Annotated in this window: 14 protein-coding genes and 3 pseudogenes; 5 read left to right on the top strand and 12 right to left on the bottom strand. The window is 35.6% G+C overall.

Going from position 1 to position 16,624, the window contains the following annotated elements:
* Positions 1-16 precede the first annotated feature (16 nt).
* A pseudogene (locus A5N88_RS26455) lies at positions 17-444 on the top strand (MgtC/SapB family protein); the annotation flags it as partial.
* Positions 445-723: 279 nt separating this feature from the next.
* Here A5N88_RS26455 and A5N88_RS22860 read toward each other — a convergent pair.
* A complete protein-coding gene (locus A5N88_RS22860) occupies positions 724-1,701 on the bottom strand; it encodes a DUF3231 family protein (RefSeq protein WP_066271119.1) in 978 nt (325 codons plus the stop codon).
* Positions 1,702-2,274: 573 nt separating this feature from the next.
* Entirely contained in the window at positions 2,275-3,720 is a 1,446-nt protein-coding gene (locus tag A5N88_RS22865; protein ID WP_066271121.1) for a DEAD/DEAH box helicase, read from the bottom strand.
* Between the two features lie 900 nt (positions 3,721-4,620).
* Between A5N88_RS22865 and A5N88_RS22870 the strand changes: the two genes are divergently transcribed.
* Positions 4,621-5,310 carry a tyrosine-type recombinase/integrase gene (locus A5N88_RS22870; RefSeq protein WP_232317652.1) on the top strand — a complete coding sequence of 230 codons (690 nt, stop codon included), beginning with the start codon at positions 4,621-4,623 and terminating at the stop codon, positions 5,308-5,310.
* A 278-nt stretch (positions 5,311-5,588) separates the two neighbouring features.
* Here A5N88_RS22870 and A5N88_RS22875 read toward each other — a convergent pair whose 3' ends face one another.
* Positions 5,589-5,930, bottom strand: a complete 342-nt coding sequence (locus A5N88_RS22875; protein ID WP_066271122.1) for a hypothetical protein — start codon at positions 5,928-5,930, stop codon at positions 5,589-5,591.
* Positions 5,931-6,517: 587 nt separating this feature from the next.
* Between A5N88_RS22875 and A5N88_RS22880 the strand changes: the two genes are divergently transcribed.
* The gene (locus A5N88_RS22880; protein ID WP_066271123.1) at positions 6,518-7,129 is read left to right on the top strand and encodes a recombinase family protein; all 612 of its coding nucleotides are present in this window, start codon (positions 6,518-6,520) and stop codon (positions 7,127-7,129) included.
* Between the two features lie 943 nt (positions 7,130-8,072).
* On the opposite strand, the gene A5N88_RS22885 is transcribed toward A5N88_RS22880, so the two are convergent.
* The 9 genes and pseudogenes from A5N88_RS22885 to A5N88_RS22925 form a co-directional block, all read right to left on the bottom strand.
* Positions 8,073-9,053 (bottom strand): aldo/keto reductase, encoded by a 981-nt coding sequence (locus A5N88_RS22885; protein WP_066271124.1) that lies wholly within the window; start codon positions 9,051-9,053, stop codon positions 8,073-8,075.
* A gap of 332 nt (positions 9,054-9,385) precedes the next feature.
* Positions 9,386-9,763, bottom strand: a pseudogene (locus A5N88_RS22890) (MerR family transcriptional regulator).
* 18 nt (positions 9,764-9,781) lie between these two features.
* Positions 9,782-10,492 carry an SDR family NAD(P)-dependent oxidoreductase gene (locus tag A5N88_RS22895; protein ID WP_066271127.1) on the bottom strand — a complete coding sequence of 237 codons (711 nt, stop codon included), beginning with the start codon at positions 10,490-10,492 and terminating at the stop codon, positions 9,782-9,784.
* Positions 10,493-10,823: 331 nt separating this feature from the next.
* Positions 10,824-11,414 carry an NAD(P)H-dependent oxidoreductase gene (locus A5N88_RS22900; RefSeq protein WP_066271133.1) on the bottom strand — a complete coding sequence of 197 codons (591 nt, stop codon included), beginning with the start codon at positions 11,412-11,414 and terminating at the stop codon, positions 10,824-10,826.
* A 171-nt stretch (positions 11,415-11,585) separates the two neighbouring features.
* On the bottom strand, positions 11,586-11,849 hold the full coding sequence (locus tag A5N88_RS22905; RefSeq protein ID WP_066271135.1) for a muconolactone Delta-isomerase family protein: 264 nt from the start codon (positions 11,847-11,849) through the stop codon (positions 11,586-11,588).
* 323 nt (positions 11,850-12,172) lie between these two features.
* Positions 12,173-12,706 (bottom strand): NAD(P)H-dependent oxidoreductase, encoded by a 534-nt coding sequence (locus A5N88_RS22910; RefSeq protein ID WP_066271137.1) that lies wholly within the window; start codon positions 12,704-12,706, stop codon positions 12,173-12,175.
* A 77-nt stretch (positions 12,707-12,783) separates the two neighbouring features.
* The gene (locus A5N88_RS22915) at positions 12,784-13,320 is read right to left on the bottom strand and encodes an NAD(P)H-dependent oxidoreductase (protein ID WP_066271140.1); all 537 of its coding nucleotides are present in this window, start codon (positions 13,318-13,320) and stop codon (positions 12,784-12,786) included.
* Between the two features lie 79 nt (positions 13,321-13,399).
* The gene (locus A5N88_RS22920) at positions 13,400-14,047 is read right to left on the bottom strand and encodes an SDR family oxidoreductase (RefSeq protein ID WP_066271143.1); all 648 of its coding nucleotides are present in this window, start codon (positions 14,045-14,047) and stop codon (positions 13,400-13,402) included.
* A 53-nt stretch (positions 14,048-14,100) separates the two neighbouring features.
* Entirely contained in the window at positions 14,101-14,535 is a 435-nt protein-coding gene (locus tag A5N88_RS22925; RefSeq protein WP_066271144.1) for a MarR family winged helix-turn-helix transcriptional regulator, read from the bottom strand.
* A 405-nt stretch (positions 14,536-14,940) separates the two neighbouring features.
* On the opposite strand from A5N88_RS22925, the pseudogene A5N88_RS22930 reads away from it, so the two are divergent.
* Positions 14,941-15,430, top strand: a pseudogene (locus A5N88_RS22930) (type 1 glutamine amidotransferase domain-containing protein).
* Between the two features lie 346 nt (positions 15,431-15,776).
* Positions 15,777-16,235, top strand: a complete 459-nt coding sequence (locus A5N88_RS22935; RefSeq protein ID WP_066271150.1) for a DinB family protein — start codon at positions 15,777-15,779, stop codon at positions 16,233-16,235.
* Positions 16,236-16,624: the final 389 nt, after the last annotated feature.

Consider the following 16,624-nt stretch of genomic DNA (forward strand, 5'->3'; position numbering starts at 1 on the left):
TAAAAACCATCAAGAGATTGGTTTTCTTGGTGGAGTAGTAATTATTCGAGATGGTTTAGGGGACTAAATACTGCATCTACTTTATGGTGTGCAGCCGCAGTAGGTATACTAGTAGGAACTGGTTTTTTAGAAGACGGCAATATTGGGGCTCTTGGTGTCATTTTAGTTCATATTAAGCTAAGAACGATAGCGTTATTTTAAATAGAAAAGCACGAAATCACATGTTAGAGTTTTGTTAATGCATATGGTTTAGATGGAAGGAATAGGTCTAAAAGAATGGTACTGTGAAGGTATTGAGGATGGGAAAAGTAATTTTTAGAGCGCTTTTACATTGTGATACAATAAAAAGCTTCGTTAATTAAAAAGATAATAAGTCGACTAAATTTAGAAAATGGTGTAACTGCTGTTGAATGGAAGTCTGCTGTAAGAACAGAAGAAGGGTAGATATTGGTAAACTTGATTTGATAAGGGCATGATAAAGGGTAAATCTCTATGCAAACTAATATTTATTCATATTTGTGAAGCAATGCTTACTGCACAGACAGTTTTGTGCAATAATGGAAGTCTAATTAAATGAATTGGAAAATGACAGGAATTCACAAGGAGCTGTTTTCTCAACTGATTCAAATTAAGGAAAATGTGCAAAAAAAGGTTATGTGAAATTATAAATTGTTTTGTAAGATCACTACTAAAATAATCGAAAGCGAGTTGTTAAACTCGCTTTTATTTTCGGTTCACCGCTTGAGGTGGCTGCTCCATCCACTCATGATCAATCATCAAATTCATTCCATCCTCTGCCAGTATTAATAACTTTGCTATGGAGGCTGTATAATGTGCCCCCAAATCACGGCGCATGCTGACAGACAATGCCGTGCCATAATAAGCAATCGCAGCATTTATTAATTGACATGTATGAAACATCTTTAATTTATCAGAAAAAGGCGACTGGTTAGATGGTATTATCTTATCCTCCATGGACGGAGGTGATGGTATATCACTTTCTGATAATACTGAGTAAAACAACTGGCAATGGGAGTCAGCAACCTTTATCAATCGCCCAAAATAGTCTTTGACTTTTTGATTTTTCGATACTTGAGAAAACCCCATTACTAATGCTTTTGATAAACTCGATTTTTGTAAGTTCACCGTGAGATTAGACATTTCAATCGCATTCAAAGGCCTTTTCTCCCCAACCCATCCTGCCAAAAAATGCTGTTTTTTAATATATTCAGCCGAATCACTTGGATGAAGACTAGCTGGTCGAACAAAAATCCCTTTTTCAAGCATGAGATGCAAGGATTGATTAAGAAAGTTCAGGCTATCTTTTATACATTCTTGGTAGTATTGAAGAATGTCCCCCCTTGTCGCTGCAGCAATAGCTAATGAGTAGCCATCCATACCATAAATCGACATTGTATAAAGATAATGAAGCCAAAAAACATCGTCATACAGTGGGGGTGCTGATGTGTCAACATCCTCATCCGTAAAACCAATAGGAATAGGGTATTGTTCTGCTTCAAAAAAAAATCGAATTTTTTCAAGGTGATTTTCCGAACTCCGCATTGCTTGGTTGTAGATAGAACGAATATCGTTATCTTTAACAGTGGCAAGGACATGTTTTTTTATACAAACATCTAGACTATCCGTAATAAATTGCATCCAAAGGCTCGCGACTTCTGAGGAAGTCAATGGTATAGTCATAATATTTCCTCCCTTTTTGATTAGTTTGCAAAAAAATATTAATGCTTATACGTTGAACAATCCAATTCTTAGGAAAAGGATAAGAGGGATCAAGAAAAAGTAATACTTGACTTGAAGTCTTATTTTTGGCGAGGACTCCTACAATTTCTTTAAAGATGCCTATTTGAAAGATATAAAAGAACAGGATTTGCTTTAAGTTTGTGAAATAATCTACTTAAAATAACGGGTAATTTGACACAATAGGGAATAAAATTAAAGAGCCTAACATATGCAAGTTTTTATACATTTTTTGCGTAAGTAAGCCAACGAGGGAAGATATGAACCCTGCAGTGGATAGGGTATTTGGAAAGGTGTATATAATATTATTTAGAATTAGTTGCAGTGAGGCGTATCATAAGTAAATGAGGTTTATTAGAAGTTTCCGTATAGGATATTAATTAAACCTGCCAGTGAAAGACTTGTCATAAATAGTGTAATGTCCTTTGGTTTATGTTGACTTTAAACCCTAATGGAAGCAAAAATCCCCTTCATCTTTTTAAAGTGAGGGGATTTAAGGTTTTTCTATAAAATTTTTTATTTAATTGCTTTGCTCACTTTTAACTTCTTTCCTTTGATAGTCGCATTTTCCATGGCTTGTAAAACTAGTGAGCCCTTTCCATTCAGAATATCAACATATGACATATGATCCTGGATGGTTATAATGCCGATATCATCTGCTGTGACTCCAGAGATTTTTGCAATCGTTCCAACAAAATCAACAGCACGAATTTTCTTCTTTTTACCACCGTTGAAATGGAGTTTCATAATATCTTGATTAATTCGGGCTGTTTTATTATTTCTTACAATTCGCCTGCTGATAAGTTTTTCTTCGAAAGCAGCTTTTCCATCAGCCACTTCCTGATGTCTGGGAGCTTCTATAGTAGGTATCTCAAAGCCGATGTATTTTTCAATTGCTTTAATGAACTTTCCTTCAAAAGGTGTCGAAAACGTAATGGCCTTTCCTTTATTTCCGGCACGGCCGGTTCTCCCAGTTCGGTGCACATAGCTCTCTTTTTCCATAGGAACATCATAGTTGATGACAAGTGTCACATTATCAATATCAATACCTCTTGCAGCTACATCGGTGGCCACCAGATAGCGGAAGTTCCCCAATTTGAAGCCTTCCATAACAGCAAACCGGTCTTCTTGTTCTAGTCCCCCATGGAGTCTCTCACAATGATATCCAGCCTTATCCAGTTCGCTATACACAGTATCAACGTGTTCCTTGGTTCGGCAGAAAATGAGGCAGCTGTCTGGATTTTCTACAACCGTGACGTCTTTAAGAAGTGAAATCTTTTCTTCTTCTCTCACTTCAATTAAAGAATGTTCAATGGTATCGGCCGTTACCCCAGTTGATTCAATCTCAATATGAATAGGATCTTTCATATATTTATGGCAAAGATTTTCAACATCTTTAGGCAAGGTAGCAGAAAAAACCATTGTTACTCGGTTTGAAGGCAGCTCTTTGATGATCGCTTCCACTTCATCGATGAAACCTCTATTAAGCATCTCATCAGCTTCATCTATGATAAGATACTTTATTTGATCCAAAACTAGGGTTTCTCGTTGAATATGGTCCATGACCCGTCCAGGCGTACCAACGACTACATGAGTTTTCTGTTTCAATTCATCCTTTTGTTTCGTAAAAGGTTCTTTTCCATAGACGGCCACTGCTTTAATGCGCTTAAACCTTCCGATATTCGTAATATCTTCGCGGACTTGAACCGCAAGCTCCCTAGTTGGGGTAAGAATTAAGGTCTGTGGTTTTTTTTCCTCCCATTCAATCATATTGCAAACAGGAATACCAAAGGAGGCAGTCTTTCCACTTCCTGTTTGAGCTTTTACGACAAGATCCTGATTTTCCATTGCTAATGGGATGACTTCACTTTGAACTTCTGTTGGAGTTTCGTATTTTAACACAACTAGTGCTCTTTTTATTTCTTCGCTTACATGGTAATCCGCAAAACTTCTTTTACTCATTTTTTAACCTCATTTTTTGTTTTTTCGTCATATGTATAGAATTCTCTCCATGAAAAATCATATGCATTATCTGAATATGGTTCATTATACTTGAAAAGTGCGGGACAAATTGGCTTTTATTTTAAATTTTAAAAAGTAACATATAATATTGGCTGGAGTTTTGCGGATTATTTCTTTGAGACAATTTGTATAGGACATTACTATTCGTATATATTGTGAGCCGCACCTGATAAAGAAGACAGTTTAAATTTTAGAGCTGTTGCTATTTACGCATCAATGAGATGACTTTGGTGATCTGCTGAAGTTATCTTTTTTAATTCAACTTTGAAAAAAAAAAACATTTAATACTTTGTTTAAGAGATTGAGAGTCTGGACATGATAATAAAAAAGATTGATATAGGAGGGTAAGTGAAATGAAGTATAACAAAATTAAATTGTCTGATTTTGTTCAGAAGGATCGGTTTGAACTAAATTCATACCTTACATGCTTGCTTATGCAATTTAATGGTAGTAGTTTTGGCTCCAGTGAGGATAGCACCAATACCCCCATGGATTTAGCGTTTTTTATATACTAATCTCTTTTTTCTTTCAAACCGTTCGACATTTTTATTGCATATAATTATGACGTAGAATATCAATTCTATGCTACTTTTGTTTTCGATATGAAATGTAGAGGGGAGAAAACTATATATTAAAAGTCGGAAAAAGCTGCGTAGAATTATTTAAGACTCATTTACTAAAATTTCCTGATGGATACTTATTTCAAATTAAACATCGATAGATTTTATTGAAAATTAATAATACTAAAATTTTAGAGATGGAATTGTTTATGGAAGTGAATGAACAATTGATCCAGTCATTTATTGGAAATGGGTTACAGGATAAAAGTGAAAAACCATTTTGACCTATAAAAGGGAAATTGAAGAGTTTGCCAAGTATTTGGATGGATCGGGAACAAATTTAGACGGATACGCTCGATCCGATATTCAGCAGTACATAAATTGGTTAGCGGCAAAAGGAAGGGCAGCCAGTACGATTAACAAATCCTGGCATGCGATAAAGAAATTCAGTCGGTATCATAAAAAGTATGAAGCGATTGAGGATATTCGCCTTGTAAAACCGAAAGATTTAACAGAGGTGGCGCCAAAGGCGCTGTCACGAGTAGAGGAGAACCGGCTGATCCGTGAAGTCGACCGCAACGGGAACAAAAGAGATTATGCCATCGTCATGACCTTGCTACATACAGGACTGCGTGTTTCAGAGTTGGTTTCTTTAAACCGGGACTCCATTGATTTTTCTGAAAGAAAAGGAGAAATTACGGTGATTGCGAAAGGGAACAAAGAAAGAACGGTGCCTGTCAGTGCGGAGGCAAGAAGAGCCATTGAACGATATTTAGAGGAGCGGCCTGATGAACTTAATCCTTGCAACTATAATAACCGGATCAGTGTGCGTACGGTTCAGCGGATTTTAAATGATTATGGCTGTCATCCCCATATTTTAAGACACACTTATATTACAAAGCTGGTTCGTGAAGGAATTGACTGGGGGATTTTCAGCAGTTGTCGGGGCATAAGAGTTTGGAAATGGTAGAGAGATACAGCAAGCCAACGCAAGAGGATATGAATGCTGCGGTGGAGAGAGTGTTTGGATAGGATTGATAACAGTGATGCTTACCACACCCAACCCAACCCTAAATTCAATCCTTTAGATAATTAAAAGCAATTTGACTTCACAGTAAAAATGTCAAATGGAAAAGTAATAGGGTTAAAATAGAAAAATATGATAATAAAATAAATTATAAGGTGACTTATATAGTCACCTTATAAAAATGAACAAGTGTAATTGCTATGCTCTTTGTGAGTCCTTATTTACTTATTTATTTCTTTAAACCATTCGATTAGTTTGTTTTTTTCTTCAATACTAAGCTTTTTTCGCGATAACCTAACACCATTTGGTAATCTTTTTAAAACTTTATTCTTAAGTGGTTGTTGTTTACTAAGCACTTTGAATTTTAATTTTACATCTTTAACATCATCAATACTAATCTTGTGCTTTTGAAGGGCATTTACAAGAAACTTATTACTTTGTTTAATTGCTCTATCTACTCCACTAAATAACAATATTATTCCTTTATCTATATGCCCATCTATTATTAATGTACTAAGTTTAAGCGCATCATCAGCTATTTTACGTTCATGTCCTGACTTCAATTGATCTATATTATAAATTACACGAGAATGGAGCTCGATACCAATTCTTTCGTTAGTGTTTTGATCAACATAGTAGGCATCAAGCTCAGCTCTCCACTTTTTACTTCCCGATGAGTAACTTATTTTTTTGGGAGATTCCTAATTATCCTTTGGAATATTAATTTGTTTTCGATAGGACTTAAGTATTTCAGTTCCAATGTCAGATAGTTTCCCCATAAGTACCTCCAAATTCTATTCGTTCCAGAACAATCTTACTTGTCACACAGATTATATTATAGAAATGATATCAGATTTCCTTCCTAGTAAAAAGGGTTTAACTGTTGGATAAGATCTTGAGGAACGTAAACATAAACTTGTGGTAAGGAAAGGTTAGTTGGGGTAATGACTGAAGATTTTACTTTTGAATATAGGTTTATTAATAATAAAAATGGCTAAAAAGATATAGGTTATGATACTCTCAAGAATGTGGATATTTGGCGTTTCAAAAAGTACTTAAAATTATTCTGTGACGTTCCAATAAACTTGGTGACCTTCTGGTTCTCTAGAGCTAAAATCACACAAACTCTAGAAGGAAGGTTTGATGTAAAATGTCAAAAACAGTAGCTTATATTCGTGTTTCAAGTAAGGAACAAAATTTATCTCGTCAAATCGATGAAATGAAGAAACTAGGCCTCGAAGAAAAATACATATATGAAGATAAAGCTAGTGGAAAAGATATGGATAGAATTGGTTACCAATATATGAAAAAGTCCTTAGAAAAAGGTGATTTGTTAGTTGTTAAGTCCATTGACCGTATTGGTAGAAATAGTAAGGAAATCATGAAGGAGTGGCAAGAAATTACTCATGATCTGGGTGCGGATATTAAGGTAATTGATATGCCATTATTAGATACCACTCAGCAAAAAGATTTATTGGTAACCTTTGTCAGTGATATTGTTCTTCAAATTTTAGCCTTTGTATCGGAAAAGGAGAGAGCAAATATCCTTAAACGCCAAGCCGAAGGAATTGCAGCCGCTAAAGCAAGGGGGAAGCACTTAGGTAGACCAAGAAAAGAAATTCCTGTTGAGTTCCCTATATTATATAAACAGTGGAAGAATGGTAAAATCATGGCGGTTGAGTTTATGAAAACTGTTAATATGACCAATGGAACATTTTACCAAAAAGTGAAGGAATATGAAAAATCATTAAGTGTTGGTTAACATTGTATTTGGCAATAAAAAATGCTGTTTTCGGCTTATTAAAAATTGGGAATATTGAACAAACACACCCGTATGTTTAAACGTAACCCACGAAAAATTGAAAAATGTTGCAGATTTTATTACTAAACCATCAAGTGAAAATGGAATTAACTACGCATTAAAAAAGTATGGAATTATTTAAATTATTAAGACCTGGTTCTGACAGCGATCGTTCAATTAAAAAAGATCGCTGTTTTTCTTATTGAACAAACGGAGCAGGTGTACGGCCGAGCCTAGGTCGTATCATATAGTGGGTGGGATTCCCGCCGAGTAAGAACTAGCCATTCGCTCGTAGAGTCTTGGAGGATTAAAGGCAACTTTAGTCTTTAAGCGTAGACAGCTAGGTGGCGGGCCGAAAGCCAAATGGTTGAAGGGATTGAGCTCCATAAACGTTAGTAAACCGAGAGGGCTGATGTCTTACCTGCGTGCAGAAAGCAACATTTTATCCTTCGTCAAAAGCAAGAAGGATAAAACCTCTCTGGAGTCAGAGACCTTGGCACGTTACACATTGATATGATACGGCAACCCGGGAGACCCTACCGGTCCGGTCTTTTCTATTGAAGAGTATAGTGCTCAAGCGATAACAAGCAAAAATCCCCTTTAACAAGAGGTTTTTATGAAAAAGTAGATAGACGGAATTAGGTGATTGGACGACTTCTTTAAAAAGAAACTTTTACTATGATTATTTCTAATAGTAGCTTTAGTAAAGAACTTTATTCAAAGTAAACATCTTTTTTGTAGTAAAGATCTTTTTTTCTGTGGAACAGAAGGTGTCATAACTTAGCGTCATGAATGATGACAAATATCCTTTTAAATCTTTATAAACATAAAAATAACCTTAGGATAGCAAGGATCACCCTAAGGTTATTTTTAATTATTGGATTATTTTAAATGAGAAACCTCATTATAAATTAACGCTACTCATATCCGGATAACGTTCTCCTGCTGCCACACCTTTTGGAGCTACTTCATTAATGCGGCGAAGGTCTTCTTTGGATAATTGAATTTTAAGGGCTCCAATATTTTCTTCTAGATATTGAATTCGTTTTGTTCCTGGAATCGGGACAATATCATCACCTTGAGACAGAATCCAAGCAAGTGCCAGCTGTGAAGGCTGACAATCTTTTTCTCTTGCTAATTCTTTAATTTGATTCACAAGATCTAAATTTTTTGTGAAGTTTTCTCCTTGAAAGCGAGGAGAAAAGCGGCGATAATCATCTTCTGCCAAGTCTTCAAATGTTTGAATTTGCCCTGTTAAAAAGCCTCTTCCTAAAGGACTGTAGGCTACAAATCCAATTCCAAGCTCACGGATAACAGGTAAAATTTCGTCTTCGACATCTCGGCTCCATAGTGAATATTCCGTCTGAATGGCTGTTATTTCATGTACCGTATGAGCACGGCGGATCGTTTGAGGAGCTGCCTCAGACATGCCAAGGTAGCGTACTTTTCCCTTTTGAACTAATTCAGACATCGCACCAATTGTTTCTTCAATTGGAACATTAGGATCTACTCTATGCTGATAATAAAGATCAATATAATCTACACCTAAGCGGGATAAACTTGCATCACAAGCTTGTTTTACATAGTCTGGATGGCCATTAACTCCTAAAAATGATCCATCTTCCCCTCTTACATTTCCAAACTTTGTTGCAACAATAACTTGATCACGTCGATCTTTAATAGCTTGACCAACTAATTTTTCATTTTGGCCAACGCCGTACATATCCGCTGTATCAAGGAAATTGATGCCCAGTTCGATGGCACGATGAATGGTTTTTACTGATTGATCATCATTTCGTCCGCTGTAAAAATCAGACATGCCCATACAGCCTAAACCAAGAGATGAAACCTCTAAATCAGATTTTCCAAGCGTTCTTTTCTTCATATTAAACATCCTCTCTGCTTAAATTAAGGTATAAAATAGTTAATTTTTTTAAATATCACCTTACTGTAATATTTTTTGGTCCAAGTTCTTTAGTGAATTCCGACCTTACTTACATCTGCTTTGAAGGAACATGCTATTCCGCCATTTTGATTTATACTTTGGAGAACTTCTTCTGCCATTTGTTTATTATTCAAGTAATTTATCACAACAGTGTTGGGCTATTGCACGTCCAATACGACGTGATGCCCCTGTAACTATAGCAATTTTTTGATACAGGATTTAGTTTGCTCCTTTAAAAGTGTGTTTAGAATAAAAGCAGAATCCCAAATTAGTTAATTTTCATAACGATTTTTTATCATTTCATGTTCTAATCTTGCAATTTTTTGTTGAATTTTTTTTAGATTTTCTTCAGTATCACGAATTTGTTGTAAAACAGTGATTTCGTGTTGTTTCATCATTTTTAGTCGTTGTGGGATGGTATCACTCCCATTCATTGACCGTTCAATAAATTGTTTAATCTCTTTTATTGGCATTCAAGTATTTTTTAAACATAAGATCATTTCTAGAAATTTAAGTGCATCCTCGTCAAAAACTCGATTTTCATTTTCAGTTCTTTTGAGAAAAGGTAACAGTCCTTGATTATCATAGTAACGTAATTGAGAAATGGATAAATGATACATTTTTGCAACTTGTCCAATAGTATAGTTCATAGTATTTTACCATGGTGATTACCAAGGAATAATCCCGTTTTTATCAAGGATTTTACCATTATAGTTTGTATCGCTTAAAGCATATTTAACAATAATCTGTGCACCTTCCGCAGGTGTTTTGCCTCCTGGAGCATTATTATTAAGATCCGTAGTTGTAAAACCAGGTGTAACACCAAATATTTCAGGTCCATTCGTACCAAATTCTGTACCAAATGCTAATGTTAATGAATTAACAGCCGTTTTTGATGAATTATACCCCAATATATTAAGTTGAGGAATTTCGCCATTTGAGAACATTGTTTGCGAAGCCATATCTGTCGTTAGGTTAATAATCTTCCCACCTTGAGATTTTTTCACTAAAGGTAATAAGGCTTGAATCATTTGGAATGTTCCAAAGAAGTTAACATCAAATATTTGCTGTAGTGTCTCTAGTTTTAATTCACTAGGTAAAATACCAAAATCAAGTGCGATTCCAGCATTATTAATTAATAAATCTAGGTGATCCGTAACTTCAAGAATTTTATTTACAGAGTTTTGGATAGATTGTGTGTCAGAAATATCCACTGGAACAAACGAAACATTCGAAAAACCTAAAGATTCTACAGCTTTTTGTCCTAACTCCGCATCGCGGGCTCCTAAAAATACGTGATAATCTTTTTCTGCTAACTGACGGACAACCTCATACCCAATGCCTTTATTTGCACCTGTTACAAAAGCAAATTTTTTCATAATTGTTTTCCTCCAATATCTTCTATTATTTATATACACTTAAAAGCATACAATCTAAACTTAGGTTTAGGTCAAGGTTCTTTAAATCTTTTTGATGAAATAGTTCTTACCGATTGAATTCTATGGTGCAAAAATTTGCTCATGATTCAAGACATTGACAACAACAGTCGTGCAGATATCTGTTAGTATTTGAATGATTGCTCTATCTATTCATCGTGATACACCTGATAAGATTCCGACTTTTTAATCCATGTTTTACTCTTCACTCAATATAAGTGTATTTATTATTAAAGCAGGGCCTCTAAAAAAAGAGGTGACCTACTATACTTTTTTAAACGTAGGCTTTTTCTGAGTTTGATAGCACTTCTTTTACTTCATTCAACATTTCTATTCTATTTTCATTTGCAACAAAAGGAACTGAGAAGAAAAATGAGTGTGCAATGGTTTCAATTCCTGTAAATGAAAGAGAACCCTGCATAGAAATTTGTAATGGTGAAATCAAGTTGTATGCTTCTAGGCTTTCTTTTGGCTGGCCAGTTGTTTGAAAAATAATTGCTTTCTTACCATTTAATAATCCTTCAGCACCGTTTTCTGAATATCTGAAGGCAAAACCATTTGTAAATACCCGGTCAATATAACCTTTTAACAGGGCCGGCATATTCGTCCACCATGTTGGATAGATAAATACAAGCTGATCGGCCCATGTGATTGCATCCTGTTCTGGTTTAATATCTTCCGGAATTTGATTTTGGGAAAACTGCACAAAATCTTCTCCAGATAAAATCGGATTAAAGTTCATTTCATATAAATCTCGAACTTTCACCTCTTGTCCCTTTGAAGTTAACTCATTTACTACTGTCTCTTTAATAGCAGCATTAAAGCTGGCTGGATTTGGATGTGTATAAATAACTAATGTTTTCATGATTTTTACACCTTTCTGTTTTTAACTTATCATTTGTATGTCCAAACAAATTAATATTGAAATTGTTTATCCCTTATAAAATTTTGTTAACTACCACAACTATCCTTTGTATTTTTCTTACTAATTTATAAGTACAATAATTTATAAGTACAATCTAACTTTGGTTTCCAACTAGTTTTTAGCGTCGAATAGTTCAGTGTATTCTGCTGTCATAAATTTATAAAAGGGCAATGATTCCACAGCAGCTTGGACAGTGTCTAAACTGTCACCTGTATAAATGCCCCAAACATCCATCATGGTGTGGGAAAGGTAAAATGTTTCTAGGATTCCCTGTTCCTTTAATTCTTCAACTCGTGCTTGTTCTGCTGGTAGTAGTTCCGTAATTTCTTGCTTGGTTGTTGATGGTTCAATTTTGAGATGAACGATAAAACGCATGTTTTCCTCCTAAAATTTGAATTTTACAATAATATCCAAAATCAGGGAGTGATTTTGGATATTATTTGCATGCCCCACAGATTATCAGTTAATCGATAGTACAGGAACTTATTAATGCTTTCGTTCAGTCCAGTTGTTAAAAAGGATTCATAAATCTTTAGCAGGAAGCAATGCTGTGTAGATGCATACGGAAACTCGATATCAATCACCTATATTAGCTTTGCTCCCCAACTAGCCCTTATGGAAATTAACAATTCGTTAAGCACCATCTAAAACTTATTTGAAAAATTCTGCATAGTCCTTAGCGAATTGACGGAAAGAGATTAGTTATGCAAAGTCGGATTGGTTACATAAGCAGCAAATGCTTCTGTGCTTTCTTGAAGTCTTTCTTCGGTCAGTTTCATCATTCCTTGTAATAGGAAAGAAGGCAGGAAATGCATGCCAGAAAGGTTTGCTGTCGCTTGGAGTGGGCGAGTTAATTCACTCATGGAATAGCGATTATAACCTCCAGCCTGGTAAGCTTCAGCCGGACCGCCAGAAGAGATCGCTAGCATAAATTCCTTACCGTGCAATTTGTTCCCTTCTGACCCGTAGGCAAATCCATATGCTAAAACGACATCCTGCCATTGCTTTAATAAAGCAGGTGTGCTGTACCAATAGAATGGGAATTGCAGAACGATGCGATCATGCTCCAATAATAGCTGCTGCTCTTTTTCTGCATCGATTTCAAAAGTTGGGTATTGAGCGTATAAATTATGGACCGTTACATTTTCTTCTTGTTGAAGACGGTTCATCCACGCTTTATTTACTCTTGATTGATCTAGATTTGGATGGGCTACAATAACTAAAGTTTTCATTTTAATCACCTTTCTAATGTTGTTTATATACGTAAAAAACCTTTAAAGGAAGAAAAAACTTTATTCCTTCTATTTCATTAAGCTTCAGTCAAAGATGGCTGCAGCACGTAATTTACATATGCTTTTGCATTTTCAGTAAGTTCTTCATCTGTTACATGCATAACACCATTCAACACAAACAACGGCATAAAGCGGGCGCCAATAAGGTTGCTTGTTTGCTGCAGGGGAGTAGTTAAAGTCTCCATGGTAAAATGATTGTAGCCAGAAGGCTGATAAGAATCTGTTGGACCGAAAGTTGAAATCGCAAGACCAAGCTCTTTGCCGTGAAGTTTGTCGCCGCCTTCTCCATATGCCCAGCCGTAAGAAAGTACTTCATCCTGCCATTGCTTTAATAAAGCAGGTGTGCTGTACCAGTAGAATGGGAATTGAAGGATAATACGATCATGCGCTTCTAATAGGCTTTGTTCATGTGAGACGTTTATTTTTCCGTCCGGATATGCTTGGTAAAGAGTATGAATCGTTATGTCTTCGTGTTTTTTCAATTCTTCCATCCATGTGCGGTTTATTCGCGATTGTTCAATAGTTGGGTGAGTGATAATAACAAGAGTTTTCATTAGTATGTCTCCTTTTTCTTTCTAATATTTTCAATCAGAGAGTTTTTATTTGTATATACAAATGTATCAGTGAAAAGCTTTATTTTTCTTCGAACATTACTTCTGTATCCGTTTTATTTTCATACATGCTATAAAATGTATTTGCAATGTTTTCTGGTGAGAAATAGGTTCCTTCCTGTACAAACCCTTTGATTGTTAATGTTCCTACATAAACACCTTTAGAGCTTAATTCTTGGTGCAAGCTGTATGCTAAGCTGCGTATACCGGATTTTCCGATAGATAATGAAGCAAGGTCAGCATTGGGATAAAGTGCTAGACCGCCGCCTGTTAAAAGAATCGTTCCTTTCTCCATATGCGGTATAACTTCTTTGACACTAGTAAGGGCACCAGTGACATTAATTTTAAAATCATGAATTAAGTCATCTTCATTTAATTCTGTTGGTTTTCCTTGTTTTAATTTAGCCGCGTTGTATAAAAGAACATCAACCTTGCCGTATGTTTTAATTATGGAATCAATTGCCGCTTCCAAGGATGGTTTGGATCCCGCATCTCCTGGGAATCCTTTTGCATCGATTCCTTCACTGTTCAGTTCTTCTTCATATTGCTGTAAAGCCTTTAAACTGCGGGCAATGAGTGCTACTTTAAAACCTTCTCGGCCAAATTTTCTAGCGGTGCTCAGGCTAATTCCCGGTCCTGCACCCACAATAACCATTACTTTTCCTGACATGACCTGACCTCCAACTCCAGTTGTTTGTATATGCAAATGATAGGGTAAAAAAATTATAGTTCTTCTTCCAGCTTATTGCTTGCTTCGTGAAGCATTCTGCTTAAATCTATACTAAATTCACGACCTAATATTTGAGAATAACCTGTAAACAATTCCTTTAAAGAAGCGCGAAACTGTTTGTAGATTTTTTCTCCTTCCTCCGTCAAAGAGATGTATGTTTGTTTGCCGTTCACTTTTCTTGTCACCAGCATTTGTTTTTCGAGTTTATCAATAAACCTCGTGCTGGTAGAAGGAGCGATGGACAACTTGTGGCATAGCTCTTTTTGCGTGATTTCGGGATGGAATTTAACAATCATGATCATATACAGATAAGAGGGAGAAAGGTCATCGAAATCAAATGTTTTCTCAGCCAATTTTGTCATGTTGCGTGCAAAACGGCTGGCGGTAAAATATAAGCAATGATTTAATACTTTTTCTTCTTCATTCATTTTTTCAGCCCCTTTTTTCATTTGCATATACAAATTAACATGTATAATGACGAAGGTCAATCATTTTTTAAAAGATTGTTAAAGATTAATGCTCTCATTTGTTTCCTACTGCATTGATTAATTGTTTTAATGCTTTTCCAAAACATTAGAGTATGTTAATTATCTAATATTTTGAGGTTGCCTTTATACAGTGAGAGAGGCGAAAAGGTTTTCGCATAAAAATGAGTAGGTTTTTCCATTTATACACATTGTTAGGAAAAACAATGAAAGATATAAATGCTATAAATCTATTTATAGTAAATGGTTTATTTTTAATTTGTTTTATATTTATTTCAATAATACAATCAGATTTGTTGGGAATCTATTGTTGGCTATACTACTGATCATACGATAGGAGGGCTTCAAATTAAAAAACATATATTAATGGTCGTAACAACGGCTGACAAAATGGACGAGGAACATAAAACGGGACTTTGGCTTTCTGAATTTGGCGAAGCATATGCTGAATTCGAAAAAGAAGGATTTGAGATTACAGTCGGAAGTCCACTGGGTGGACAAGTTCCAATTGATGAAAGAAGTTTACAAGAAGAAGTCCCTCAAGGTTGCAGCGGTATGCCACGGTCCTGCAGGCTTGGTTGGTATAAAGTTATCTGATGGCACCCCATTAGTAGCGGGTAAAACGGTATCCTCATTTACAGATGAAGAAGAACGAGAAACAACTTTAGATCGCTTCATGCCATTCTTATTAGAAGCACGTTTACGTGAACTAGGCGCAAACTTTGTTGAAAAAGGAAACCGGAGTGATCACGTGGAAGCAGATAAAAATTTAATCACTGGTCAAAACCCCCAATCAACCATTAGTGTTGCAAAAGAAGTCATTAAACAATTAGGTTAATATCTATACGTAAAAGAAAGAATCCTGTAAACCTGTTAAGTTAGAAGGTTTACAGGATTTCTTCCTTAAAGCACCATAACATAAAAAAGCGAGTAACCGCCCTATTCAGTAGATTATGAGCCAGAAGATTTAGAGTTTCTACCATAGAACGTGGTTTGGAATTGAGTAAATTTATTCGGCGGAGTTAGACACTCCACAGCTAGCAATTTGGACTGCTATTCAAATTGTGACAAGTAGTCTTCAGAAGCAAGTGCAAATGAAATGATTGAGTCATTTGAATAGCTGCTTTGAATACTTTTGACCATTCAAAGTGAAAATACTATCTACAAATAGGAGGAACAGTATTATGTCAAAATCAATTGAACAAATTTTAAAACGTTGGAAAATGCACCGTAATGCTTTGCTTGAATTAGTAGAGGTCCTTCCGGATGCATCTAGTTCATGGCGTCCTTGGGAGGAAGGCATGACAGTGACGGAACTGGTACATCACCTTGCCTGGACACCGGATTTCTTCTTCGCTTCCATCGATGGACGTGCAATGGTCATTCCACCAGTTCCCGAAACCCTCACAGAAGCTCGAGAGCTTTTAAAACAGCTTACAAGTGAACATGAGCAAAAATTGGCATCCTATACAGATGAAGATTTACAAAAAGACGCAACGATCGATCTCTTTAAAATTACTGAACCAGGAGTAGAAGTACTCCATCGTTTGATCGGTCATGAAGCTCATCACAAAGGACAACTGCTGCTATATGCACGCATGTTGGGAGTAACCCCGCCATTCTATATTGACTTGAGTGTATGATTCGAAAAAAATCCTTAGCCCTCTAGAATGCAGTTCACTGGCTAAGGATTTTTTTCTTATTGCTTTGATCCTTCTGTTTATCTTTTAAATAGTTTTAATAAAAATTTGCTGACTGTTTCTTCACTGGAAATAGCTGAAATTTTATGAATCATTTTAAAATCAGTGATAGGAATAGCTTTACTATTATTGCCAATGTGATTGATATAAATTTTAGGAAGAATAGGCATCCTCAAGTTTGTTTCAATAAATCAAAGTATACTTTTAGGACAACCCTTCATTCTTTTCCTCTAACATCACTCTTTTTCAACTTTCTTAACGCAAGATTCAGTGTAACATGATAAACGTTTTCATCTTCAATTTCATCAAAGTTACCTCTTCTTTTTGGCCAT

Origin of the sequence: Heyndrickxia acidicola, assembly GCF_001636425.1 — a bacterium.
GTDB classification, from domain to species: Bacteria; Bacillota; Bacilli; order Bacillales; family Bacillaceae_C; genus Bacillus_AE; species Bacillus_AE acidicola.

Bases quoted from the DNA above. Each gene is read 5' to 3' on its own strand.
- A5N88_RS22860 (WP_066271119.1), bottom strand. From the start codon at position 1,701: ATGACTATACCATTGACTTCCTCAGAAGTCGCGAGCCTTTGGATGCAA.
- A5N88_RS22865 (WP_066271121.1), bottom strand. From the start codon at position 3,720: ATGAGTAAAAGAAGTTTTGCGGATTACCATGTAAGCGAAGAAATAAAA.
- A5N88_RS22880 (WP_066271123.1), top strand. From the start codon at position 6,518: ATGTCAAAAACAGTAGCTTATATTCGTGTTTCAAGTAAGGAACAAAAT.
- A5N88_RS22885 (WP_066271124.1), bottom strand. From the start codon at position 9,053: ATGAAGAAAAGAACGCTTGGAAAATCTGATTTAGAGGTTTCATCTCTT.
- A5N88_RS22895 (WP_066271127.1), bottom strand. From the start codon at position 10,492: ATGAAAAAATTTGCTTTTGTAACAGGTGCAAATAAAGGCATTGGGTAT.
- A5N88_RS22900 (WP_066271133.1), bottom strand. From the start codon at position 11,414: ATGAAAACATTAGTTATTTATACACATCCAAATCCAGCCAGCTTTAAT.
- A5N88_RS22905 (WP_066271135.1), bottom strand. From the start codon at position 11,849: ATGCGTTTTATCGTTCATCTCAAAATTGAACCATCAACAACCAAGCAA.
- A5N88_RS22910 (WP_066271137.1), bottom strand. From the start codon at position 12,706: ATGAAAACTTTAGTTATTGTAGCCCATCCAAATCTAGATCAATCAAGA.
- A5N88_RS22915 (WP_066271140.1), bottom strand. From the start codon at position 13,320: ATGAAAACTCTTGTTATTATCACTCACCCAACTATTGAACAATCGCGA.
- A5N88_RS22920 (WP_066271143.1), bottom strand. From the start codon at position 14,047: ATGTCAGGAAAAGTAATGGTTATTGTGGGTGCAGGACCGGGAATTAGC.
- A5N88_RS22925 (WP_066271144.1), bottom strand. From the start codon at position 14,535: ATGAATGAAGAAGAAAAAGTATTAAATCATTGCTTATATTTTACCGCC.
- A5N88_RS22935 (WP_066271150.1), top strand. From the start codon at position 15,777: ATGTCAAAATCAATTGAACAAATTTTAAAACGTTGGAAAATGCACCGT.